10 protein-coding genes are annotated in these 10,519 nt (G+C 62.6%); 9 read left to right on the top strand and 1 reads right to left on the bottom strand.

What is annotated here, in order from left to right:
* Positions 1 to 164: 164 nt before the first annotated feature.
* Positions 165 to 389 carry a hypothetical protein gene (locus ABD357_RS21035; RefSeq protein ID WP_344391993.1) on the bottom strand — a complete coding sequence of 75 codons (225 nt, stop codon included), beginning with the start codon at positions 387 to 389 and terminating at the stop codon, positions 165 to 167.
* 665 nt (positions 390 to 1,054) lie between these two features.
* Between ABD357_RS21035 and ABD357_RS21030 the strand changes: the two genes are divergently transcribed.
* From ABD357_RS21030 to ABD357_RS20990, 9 genes are all read left to right on the top strand, one after another.
* Positions 1,055 to 1,729 carry a hypothetical protein gene (locus ABD357_RS21030; RefSeq protein ID WP_344391991.1) on the top strand — a complete coding sequence of 225 codons (675 nt, stop codon included), beginning with the start codon at positions 1,055 to 1,057 and terminating at the stop codon, positions 1,727 to 1,729.
* Complete coding sequence (locus ABD357_RS21025) at positions 1,717 to 2,769, top strand: hypothetical protein (RefSeq protein WP_344391989.1); 1,053 nt, start codon at positions 1,717 to 1,719, stop codon at positions 2,767 to 2,769. The genes ABD357_RS21030 and ABD357_RS21025 overlap by 13 nt, the downstream gene beginning before the upstream one ends.
* Positions 2,770 to 2,882: 113 nt before the next feature.
* Complete coding sequence (locus ABD357_RS21020) at positions 2,883 to 3,221, top strand: hypothetical protein (RefSeq protein ID WP_344391987.1); 339 nt, start codon at positions 2,883 to 2,885, stop codon at positions 3,219 to 3,221.
* A 327-nt stretch (positions 3,222 to 3,548) separates the two neighbouring features.
* Positions 3,549 to 5,255: a DUF6571 family protein gene (locus tag ABD357_RS21015; RefSeq protein ID WP_344391986.1), complete on the top strand. Its 1,707-nt coding sequence runs from the start codon at positions 3,549 to 3,551 to the stop codon at positions 5,253 to 5,255.
* Positions 5,256 to 5,292: 37 nt separating this feature from the next.
* The gene (locus ABD357_RS21010; RefSeq protein WP_344391985.1) at positions 5,293 to 5,919 is read left to right on the top strand and encodes a hypothetical protein; all 627 of its coding nucleotides are present in this window, start codon (positions 5,293 to 5,295) and stop codon (positions 5,917 to 5,919) included.
* 161 nt (positions 5,920 to 6,080) lie between these two features.
* Complete coding sequence (locus tag ABD357_RS21005; RefSeq protein WP_344391983.1) at positions 6,081 to 6,536, top strand: RDD family protein; 456 nt, start codon at positions 6,081 to 6,083, stop codon at positions 6,534 to 6,536.
* 89 nt (positions 6,537 to 6,625) lie between these two features.
* Positions 6,626 to 7,579: a hypothetical protein gene (locus ABD357_RS21000; RefSeq protein ID WP_344391981.1), complete on the top strand. Its 954-nt coding sequence runs from the start codon at positions 6,626 to 6,628 to the stop codon at positions 7,577 to 7,579.
* 610 nt (positions 7,580 to 8,189) lie between these two features.
* The gene (locus ABD357_RS20995; protein WP_344391980.1) at positions 8,190 to 8,894 is read left to right on the top strand and encodes a hypothetical protein; all 705 of its coding nucleotides are present in this window, start codon (positions 8,190 to 8,192) and stop codon (positions 8,892 to 8,894) included.
* 99 nt (positions 8,895 to 8,993) lie between these two features.
* The gene (locus ABD357_RS20990; protein WP_344391978.1) at positions 8,994 to 10,421 is read left to right on the top strand and encodes a PE-PGRS family protein; all 1,428 of its coding nucleotides are present in this window, start codon (positions 8,994 to 8,996) and stop codon (positions 10,419 to 10,421) included.
* The last annotated feature ends 98 nt before the right edge of the window (positions 10,422 to 10,519 follow it).

The following is a 10,519-nucleotide window of genomic DNA, read 5'->3' as shown; positions in this document are numbered from 1 at the left end:
CGAGAGCTACCTCGCAGGCCTCGAACTCCGCGCCTCGATGATCTGGCTCGAAGACATCCTGCGAACAGCCGATTGATCACGACATCACACAGGCCCTAGTCCGACGCACATCTGCGGCCTCAACCGCCGCCGTACGTCCCCGACGTCGGGCGACCGCTTCCGCTTCAGCCGATGGGTCCCCAGTCGCGACGCGGCCTCGGCGGCTCGGTCGTCTGCGCGAACGCGGCGGAGGCGCCAACGGCACCGCTCCTGGAGAGTCGGCCCATCAGCACCACCCCTACGAGCCCCAGAAGACCGAGCACCCCGAACAGCACGCCGAACCCCACCCCGAACCACCCACGGGCGTCACCGTGACTCAAATCGCGGACGCCCGAGACAGCGAAGGCCACACCAATGATCAACGGAGGCGGCACCCAAGGCCACGGGGCCGGCTGAGGAACCGGCTCGGGATGCCGCCCTTCAGAGATGCGCCCGCTGCCACCGCACCACAAACACGCCGGTACTCGTCCACGAGGTACACGCAGCAACAGGCCCCGGCTTCAACGTCTACGCATGCACTGAGTGCGCCGACCACTACCCGCCCATGACCGACCCACTGGAACTCCCGGAAACCCCTCGCCGACGCTCCCGCCTCACCCTGCGCGTCTACAAGCTCAACGCCCAGGGCGCCAACCCTCCATGCGAATGCCCACGCTGCCGAACGGGAGAACACAACGCGACCCGGGCGACCTGCTGAAACCCGAACTCCGGGCCCAACCCGAGTTCACCTTCGAGGAGTTCCAGATCTGAACGGCCGCCTCACGCACAACGGAACCTCGTCGCGCAAGCAACGCCTGGATCCCGGCAAATGACACCCAGCACCCGGCCCCGAACGCACATTCCGCGCTCGGGGCCATCGCGTGTCCAGACACAATCGGGCCACAAGCGCCCTTGACTTGCCATGATTTCTTCCCATCTGCCCAGCCATGCAGGGAAGTTCGCTGTGGCGAAACCGATCGCCCCACCGATACCGTCGTTGCTCTTGACTGAACCTATGTCTCACGGGGAGTCCACAGTGAAGCGCCGCCCTTTGCCCGTTGCTGCCGCGCTCGCCGCAACCGCAGCCCTGCTACTGACGGCCTGTGGAAGCGGCGACGACAGCTCGAAGGACAACGACAAGATCGCGGGGGCCGACACCGGTGATGCAGGGAAGTCGGCATCACCAAGCGCCTCAGCCGAGGCAGACGCGCTCGACCGCCCGAAGATGACGTTCCCTTCGGACTTCAAAATGGTGTTCGACCGCACTGAGCCATCCGAATCCAAGGAGGCCGCCGCGCTGAACGACGCCGAGAACTTCGTACGAGCCATCAACTACGGAATCCTGCAACAGGACGCGGAAGACGCGGCGTACAAGTTCTACTCGGACCCCCGAGGCAACGCCCAGGCGTACGCGAAGAAACAGATTCAGCAGTACATCGATGGTGGATGGACCGTCACGGGGACGCAGCGCTACTCCGGCGCCAAGGTCGATCTCGCGAGCGACGGCAACCGCGCATCAGTGTCCTTTTGCGATGACGACTCGAAGTTTTATGGCAAGGAGATCAAGTCCAAGAAGGTACTCAAGACCAAACCGAGCAACAAGGACTACTACTTCTTCGAGATCGTCATGACTACGTCCAACGAAGCCAAGGGCCTGTGGACCGCCGAGACCATCGAGGTGCAGAAGGAGGCAACACAGTGCAAGGCGTGAAGCGGAGGGCTCTGCCCATCGTCGGCACGGTGGCCGCTCTGCTCTTGGTACCTGCACAGAACGCGTTCGCCGGCGGCCCGATCGACAAAGGTTCCACGGAAACGGACACCGACAACGGTCTCAAAGGCGACGATCTCTACGCCAAGGCAACGGCGATCTCGTACGACACCTCGCAGAACGGCTCCGGGGCATCAGTCGGACCTGTCACCGTCAGCGGTAGCAACTGGACGCCGCCTGCTTGTTGGCATGCCCCCCTGTGGTCGGCGAAGCAATTCGCCAAGGAAACAGAGGAGGGGTACAAAGAGGTCTCAGGTGATCCCAACCAGCCCGCACACGCCAGGAAGGGCTCATACGAGTTCCGGCAGATCTACAAGGATGGCGACTACAACAACTACAACCTCGACAAGCAGGACGAGGGCATGTGGTGGGGAGCTGTCGAGAACCCGAATGCTCCCATCCTCGAGCGGACCGCCTGTAATTCGACGCTGCCTTTCTGGGCCGAGAACGGCGAAATACCTGATGTAGAGACGGCCGTCACACCGGAAATCCTCGCTGGTCTCGCCTACGAGCAGATCAAGGTACCCGGCACCGAAGTGACGCTGGCGCCCGAAGGCACCACCAAGGTCAATCTCCGTACATGGGCCTGGCTGGACAAGGGCGAATTCAAACCTGTTTCGGTGACGGCGTCACTCAACACACCTGGTCTGAACATCCAGGCCACGACCACCGCCAAGCCAGTCTCCCTCAAGCTCGAACCCGGCACAGCGCATGCCGAGACATACCCCGCCTCCGGCGAATGCCAAATCAACGACGACGGTTCGATCGGCGAGCCGTACGCCAAGGGCAAGTCCGACCAGACCCCGCCCTGCGGCCTCAAGTATCTCCGCTCCTCCGGCGACGGAACGTACAAGCTCCAAGCGACCATCACCTGGGAGATCGACTGGGCTGGGACCGGCGGGGCGGGAGGGGACCTACCCGACGGCACCTTCGGTAATGACCAAGAGATCACTGTCCAAGAAATCCAGGCAGTCAACCGCTGAACATCCCAGCTGCGACCGCTCTTGACCCCTCACCTCCATGCGAATGCTCGTGCGTTGGGCGAAGCTGGGCGCAGGGCGGTCGCTGGTACCGAGCTGGCAGCTTAGGGAGCGGCATGGGAACAGACGGCGACAAGCCAAAACAGGATAACCCGGAGCGGGAGCGGGAGCGGCTGCAGAGGCTGAAGCGGGAGCTGGAGAGAGAACGGTCCAACCTGGTCGACGCCCTGAAGAGGGCGGCTGCGGACATCGGGAAAGGGGGCCGGGACTCCGCGAAGTCATGGGTGGGAAAGAACGCCGACAAATGGCACAACGACGTAGCCGGCCACCGCAAGACAGTGCGCGCCCGCATCGACAAGGTACTTGAGGACATTCAGCGCGAAATCGACCGTATGCCGGAGAAGGTCACGCCGGAAGAAGCCAGTTCGATGAACCGCAACAGACGAATGTACTGAGAAGCGGCTCAAGGCGGCAGTGAATCTGAGCGAACGGAGACGGCGGCTTGCTCAACGATGAAGGCGGAAGCGGCGGAAGTGTCTTTTCGGGGATAGACCCGGACGCGCTCAAGGGCACGATCGACTCCGTGCGACGGGATCAGGAGACGCTCCAGGACCGGGCCTCCTACTTCAAGATGGAGCTTGCCTACTACGGCGTGGGGGCCGAGGAGTTCAAAGACGTCCTGCACGTGGCGAGTTGGGCCAGGGACGAACTACCCATGTTGAAGAGGCGCTACCACTTGGCCATGAACATGGACAACGACCCCTACCCCGGTTTTCAAGGGCATGGTCCAAGTCAACGAGGCGAAGGTCACTCGAGCTGCCAACGCAGCGGCGTCCAAGGACGCCAAGCGCGCCGCGAAGCTCGCGAAGAAGGACCCCGAGGACCTCAGCCCTGAGGAGTTCGATGAGCTGAACGAACTTTTCGCCAAGAACTATGACGAATACCCCTTCGCGGAGAAAGTCATAGGAGCACTCGGGGCAAAGAAGACGTTGCAGCTTTGGGAGGAGATGAGCAACCTCGGCAAATCTCCCGGATATGGCCAGACTTCGGACTTCAAGCGTGCCGACGACCTCGACAAGATGCAGAAGAACCTGAGTCTAACCGTAGCGGCGGCAACCAACTCTGATTCGCCGGCGATGATGAAGTGGAAGAAGGACATGGTTGCGATCGGCGACGATCCGATCAGAGACCCGGGTCCTGCCCCGGGTGGCGACTCCGGTGGCCCTCCAGGCTTCGTCGTCATGAGCAACCTCATGCGCTACGGCGACTACGATGACAAATTCCTTGAGAAATACGGAACAGCGCTCATCAAGGAAGACAAGCGCGTAATGGAGGGCGCCAAACAGCCCTATGGCTCCGGCTGGGGAACCACAAGCACGGTCAACCATCTAGGCAACGACGAGGGCAACGACCCTCTCACCGGTTACATGAAGGCACTCTCCAACAGCCCGGACGCGGCAACCAAGTTCTTCACTGCCCAGCAAAAGGGCGGTGACGGCAAAGCGGAATCTAACTTCAAATACCTCTTCGAGGACCGCAAGTGGCCGGACGACAGCGCAGAAGGAAAGACGAGCGTAACTGGCCGCAACTCAATGGCCCATGCGCTCGAAGCAGCAACTACCGGCCACCGGCCTGGCGAACCGGCCACGGCGGAGGACATCAAGCACTCTAAGGAACAGTTCGGCCTGTTCAGCGCTCTAGTGAAGTCGGTGTCCAAGGACCAGGACCGCTTGCGTAGTCACGAGTACATGTCGGACAGCTTCGCGAACATATCGGCCGAGTACATGCCGGATCTTCACCGCGGCCTGGATCCAGACGTCTTGTACGGCGACAAGCTTTACCCGACCCCAGGGGTTACAGGCAATATCGACAAGTACGATGCCGCGCGGTTCCTGCATGCGGTGTCCCGCAACAAGGAAGGGTACGACAGGCTAAACGTCTCCCAGCACGTATACGCTGCCGCGTTGATGGAGGCGCAGGCGAAGCATCCTGACGCCTACCCGCAGAGCACCGATGCCACCATCGACAAAATCGCCTACGAAACCGGCCTCTTCCAGGGCGTCATCGGTTCAGGCCAGCATTTCCAAGCCGACAAGGACGACGCTGACGCAGCCGCACGAGACGGCGCCTGGAAGGACCATGCGAGCACGTGGGGAGGCTCTTTGGTCGGTAGCGCGACAGCCGTCGCGACGGCATCGTTCACCGGTCCCGGTGGCATCGTGGCAGGCGGCCTGGCCGGAACAGCCGCAGGCGAAGTCTTCAACGGCATCCTTGACGGCTTCGGCGACGACGGGGAGGAACAGAAGGAGCAGGTCTACCAGAACGTACAGCGCATGGATCGGATCGAACACTCAACCCTCGTGACCACCCAGGAGTCCGTCCAGGCTGCCACCGGCGACGAGGCGGCCGTATCCAGGTCTGGCGACGAGGCGGGCAGGGGATTCAGGGACGCCAACTCCCTAGTCGATGACAGCAAAGCTGCCCAGTAGCATTTCAACCAGTTCGAAAGCGATTAGGTGATCGATCGTGACGGAACCAAGCGCCCGCAGAGCTCTCCGGAAGCCCTTCGTCTACGGCGTGGTGGCCGTGGTGGCTGCTATGGGCCTGCTCGTCGCTTACCTCCTCGGAGTCTTCGAGAAGCGTGGGGACATCAAAGCTGACGACGTGTGCAGTAACCTCCCCGACCGGCAAGCAGCCGCCGACATCTTCAACTCCGCATTGCCACGGGCTGCCAGTTACAACTTCGTCATGAGGGCCACACCAATCCCGGACTGGCACTACATCAGCCACTGCACCGGAACGGGTGACGGCGATAACCTTCTCAACCTGAACGCCAAGGTGGGCCCCGCAAGGTCATGGCGTACATGGGCCGACCGCACACTGCCACCGACTTCAGGGGGCAAACGCACCTACTTCAATGCCGGCATCAAGGGCGTCTCGACAGCGGATCTGGCTGCCGTCTACGTCCCTTGCTACCGCAGTGAGAAGACAAGCAAGGCACGGTACAACATGACCGTCTTCGCCCAGGCCCCGCAAGGCCTCGAGGGCTCGGACAACGAAGCGCGCAAGACGCTCATCGATCTGGCCACGGCCTTGGGTCGCTACGCCCACGAAGAAGCAAAGTGCGACCTTCCGTCCAAACTCCCGGGCTGAGTAAGGAATCCTGTGTCCTTCACCGCGCCATAAACGAGCCGTTCCGGGATCACCGGAAGCTCAAGACTCGGGCACACCCGTCTGCCTTCCGCCTTCCTCGACAGCCTGCCGGGGTGCCCAAACAGCGCGTATCTCATTCACGACGGGTACATACCAACACCATGTCCAAGCAACAGTCGGCTCCCGCACCAGCCCGCGCTGAACCCCCCTCGCAAGCGCGCCGGGTCACCGCCGCGTCCGTCGACGCGCTTGTCGCCCTGGTGTGCGGCCTTACGGCCGGAGCCGCGGCCGGCGTGACGGTGGTCGACGGAGTGGTCGAACTCCGGCCGCAGTCCCCCGCGGTGTGGGGCGCAGCGCTCGGCGTGACCATCGGGCTCTCCTTCGTCAACCACGTCCTACTCACGCTGGCGACCCGGGCCAGCCTCGGAAAGCTGCTCACCGGACTACGAGTCGTCCGCCCGTCCGACGGCGGACACCCCGGTTTCTTCCGACTCATCGGCCGCTGGCTTTTCGGCTTCTACTGGATGGTCGTCTTTGTTCCTATCCATCTGGCAACGGAAAGCGACGTGGAACAGCAGGACGCGGTAGGGCTGCGTATCGTACGTCGCAACAAGTGAATCCGAGCTAATCGACCGACCTTTGTGGAATTCATGCCATTAGGGCAGATGGGAGCAAGATGCGTCGTCCGCAAGTGATAGTCGCGGTAATGTCGGTCGCGGCCCTCGCGGCTTGCACCAGCGAGAAGCCGCCTGCCGAGACCGAAACCCCACTGAGTCCCGTGTCGCTGACAGTTCAACACCTCGACGATTACGTCAAAGGAAAACCGGGCCGCATACTCCTCGAAGTCGACAACGAGGGGCCCTATCGAGAGACGGTCGATGTCGACCTCTCTTTTAACCTAAAGAACGCGCCCAAGGGCGGAGATGGGATCTCTGTCGAATACCAGGAACCAAAATCTCGCTCGTGGAAGAACCTCCACCTTTCCTCCAAATACGCAGAGGGTGCCACGGCCTTGGGAGGCTCCTACCAGGTGCCGTTGGCCAGAGGAGCCAGCGCGCTGATGCTCCGTTTGACGCCTGAAGCCCGCCCCACGACCAGTGGACAATCAATCGGCATAACCGCAAAATTGCGGAGCGGAAGAAGGATTCTCGCCAACGAGCACGGAACTGCACCGCTGGCCAACCTTCAGGTCTCGGCAGAGTCAGGCGACGATTACGTGCGACGGGAAGGCGGCTGGTCCGAGTACAGCTTCTCCGTCAACAACCGTTCCACAGTGGACTATCCCAAGATTCAAGTTCTGGCGCACTTGTGCAAAGAAGCCGGAGACGCGCCCCTGGACGAGGACTGCGAATCCGACGAGTCAACTTCTCACCTCCACGTCCAATGGAAAACGCAAGATAGCTGGAAAGACCTGGACATTACCGCCGACGCGCCCGATTCGGAACCCGAGGACGTGAATCTGATGGAAGTTGGCGCAATACTCAACAGCAACGTTTCGCTACCTCCAGGAAAAAGCCGGATTATCCATTTCCGGATTGAAGCAACCAGCAATTTCCCGAAGGGGGACTGGGGCGGGCAGCTACAGTTCTTGGCGCGCAGCAAGGGAGATAAATCCCTCACAGCGTTCAGTACGGGGAACAGCTCCTTCCAAGTGAAATAGCGAGCTGCTCGGCACTCAGTAAGGTGTACACCTCGACAATTCATAGCCCAGCAGCGAACATTGGCCAGCCGACCAGCCACCCCATCGGTCACCAGGACGACGTCGAGGCCCGTGCGTCCTGTGCTACGTCGACCCGCCCCAGGAGGTCGACGGTGAACCGCATCACGTCGGTACGAAGCCAAGGGCAGGTCATCGGGGCGATCCGGCGCTTTTCGCCCAAGCGCCCTGTGTAAGCGCACCTGGCGTATCGACCAACCTGGCCATCCTGAAGTCGTGGGCCGCAACGAGTGGGGCGAGCCGCGACGCCAAGAAGGTCGCGGGGATCGCCGACCCGACGCCGGATGAGGCGACCAGCACTCCAAGTCCCGCTCAGTTGAGTGGAGGGCAGACGACAAGGTGGCGGTGGTGTCGGAGGGCGGCGCGAAGGTCACCATCTGAGCAGATTGGCTCGACCGTCGGCTGGCCTTCGCATTCGCACTCGTGGGCGGCCGATGAGGATGAGAACTTGCGTCGCACCACTCGCTGCCACAGCCTTCGGCTGTTCTTGGTACCCACCATCCGCCCGCGGCCAGATGCCGCTAAGGTCAAGTAACCCCTACATACATCGACCGTGGAGACAGGACTGGTGTTCGGCAAGAACAGGCACGTCGACGAACCTCCCGTGCCGTCCATCCCCTGGACCGACGTGTGGGAATTCGCCATCGGCAACGAGGAGCGGCCTGCCACCGGTCAGCGCAAGAATCCCGTACTCGGGCTCCGAGCCTTCAGGGTCCCGCACGGCGGAGGGATGCAACGCGTTTTCGCTCCCTGTGCCTTCTTCCCTCCAGAGACGCCGACCACCTCGTCATCGGCCCCTGGTCTTCGACTGTACGAGGACGCCGAGGGCCGGACGCTGCTCTGTTCCCTCGACGAGCCGGAGGAGATCAAAGGCGAGCGCCGTCGCTACGTCCGAGATGGAAAAGGGCAAACTATCGGCACAATCCGCCGCATTTCTCCTCTCAAACACGCCCTGAAGCCAACTTGGCGCATCGATCAGCCTGGCCACTCGGAAATCGTGAGCAGCGAGGAGTGGGCCAAGGGCGGCCCCAAGGAGATGGTCCAGCGCGGCGCCGGCAAATTTCTGCTCGGTGCCATTCAAGCTGTGGCCGACATGGGCGCCGAAGGCGGTGACCAGCCCTCGAAGTCACGCGTCCTTGAGTGGCGGGCCGACGGCGAGCTGGTGATGACGTCCGAGGGCCACCGCAGGTTCCTCATCCGCGCCTCATGGCTCGACCGCCGTCTTGCGTTCGCGTATGCACTTCTGCGTGATAGCTGACGGCCGTGCTCTCAAGGCACACCCGTATCATGGTGCGCCTACTCCCAACCAGCCTCAACAGGCCAGCGGTGAAGTGCTTTAGGGGGATGAAGCATGGGCATGAGGAATGCCAATCCGGACGACCTTGACCAGCTCGCGAAGCTCTTGGACGGCCGGGGTGGAGTCCAGGACAAGCTGGACGAAGCGTTCACGAGAGCATCGCAGCTCGGCGTCACGAGCAAGCTGACCTCGCTCAAGCCTTTGCGTTCCTGGGTGACCGACACCTCTCCAGACCTGCGCAAGCGGGCCATCTTCGCCCGGCTGGAGAACGGTGACCCCGAAGCCGGTCTGCGCTGGGCCGGGTTCAGCCCCGAGGACATCAAGAAGTACAAGGGCGAGAAACTGGGCCCCGATGCGCTCCTGTTGGCCAACTCCGTCGCGGCCAGCGACGATCCGAACGCCGACGAGTTCAAGCGGCAGCCCGACGAGTCCTTGTCCGACTGGATCGAGCGCCTCGGGGCGCATGCGATATCCCGGATTCCCGGTCTCGAGCCGCACGAAGAGACCATCGCGACCATGATCGGGCTCTACGGCGACTGGGGCGCCGTCACCGCCGCCTCCGCGGTCGTCACGATTCAGGGCGCGTCGATGACCAAGGTGCTGCTCGGCAACTCCCTGAAGCAAGGTGCACTCCGGACCTGGAAGACCCGCCTCGGCGTCGCGCTGCGTGGCTCCAACAACGGACTCATTCGCTCAGCCGGAAACGGCCTCATCAAGTGGACGCCGAAGCTCCGCTCGCTCAGCGCCCCGGGCAGCTGGCTACCGGGACAGCTCGGCAATCTCCTGTCACGCAATTCCGTCTACCAGAACATCTCCCGAGTTCCGCTGACGAGCGGTATCAGAGGGGACTTGCTCGGTAACGCGTACAACGCACTCCGTTCCACACCGCTCATGCGCAGTCTCGGCGCCAACGGGGCCATCGACTTCTTGGTCGGCTCAGACAAACTCGCCAAGACGTACGGCGGCTTCACACATGCCGGGCAGCCGGTAGCCCGCGCCGGCAACGCCAGCCTCCTCAAGGTTTTCACCAAGGCCTCAAACGCCCAGAGGTTTGCCAACTCCCTGCCGAATGCGGCACGGGGCGCCGGCGCTCTGCGTACCGGTCTTGGCACAGCAGCCAAGACCGCGGGTTTCCTGCGTGGGGCGGGCATCGTCGGCGGCATCGCCTCCACCGGCTTCAGCGCCGCCAACGTCATCTCGCAGGGCAACCCCGTAGACGCCTTCAAGAAGAACGGTGCCGGGTACGTCGCCGACGTGGCCGAGGTCGGCTTCAACGCCTCCTTGACCGCAGCGATGGTGGCCCCCAACCCCGTCACGATCGGCCTCGCCGTGGGCACCGGCCTCATCTATGGCGGTGCCAAGGTCGTCGAGCACTGGGACGACATCAAGAAGGGTGCGGGGGAAGCAGCCGACTGGGTCGGCGACAAAGCCAAGGACCTGGGCAAGAGCGTCGCCGAATCAAAGGCGAATCCCATGAACTGGTTCTGAACCGCGCCCTCATCGTGGCAAGTAGTCCGGCGCAGGGCGGTCGGCGAGCCACGGATATCGTTCGGGGCCGCACCCCATGGTGTGCGGCCCCGCCGTGA

This window comes from Streptomyces vastus (assembly GCF_039532825.1).
Classification (GTDB): domain Bacteria; phylum Actinomycetota; class Actinomycetes; order Streptomycetales; family Streptomycetaceae; genus Streptomyces; species Streptomyces vastus.
Note: the sequence above shows the minus strand (reverse complement) of the source record. Positions and strands in the feature narration are given on the sequence as shown.

Excerpts from the sequence above, each read along its gene's own strand:
- ABD357_RS21005 (WP_344391983.1), top strand. The coding sequence starts at position 6,081 with ATGTCCAAGCAACAGTCGGCTCCCGCACCAGCCCGCGCTGAACCCCCC.
- ABD357_RS21000 (WP_344391981.1), top strand. The coding sequence starts at position 6,626 with ATGTCGGTCGCGGCCCTCGCGGCTTGCACCAGCGAGAAGCCGCCTGCC.
- ABD357_RS20990 (WP_344391978.1), top strand. The coding sequence starts at position 8,994 with ATGAGGAATGCCAATCCGGACGACCTTGACCAGCTCGCGAAGCTCTTG.
- ABD357_RS21020 (WP_344391987.1), top strand. The coding sequence starts at position 2,883 with ATGGGAACAGACGGCGACAAGCCAAAACAGGATAACCCGGAGCGGGAG.
- ABD357_RS21015 (WP_344391986.1), top strand. The coding sequence starts at position 3,549 with ATGGTCCAAGTCAACGAGGCGAAGGTCACTCGAGCTGCCAACGCAGCG.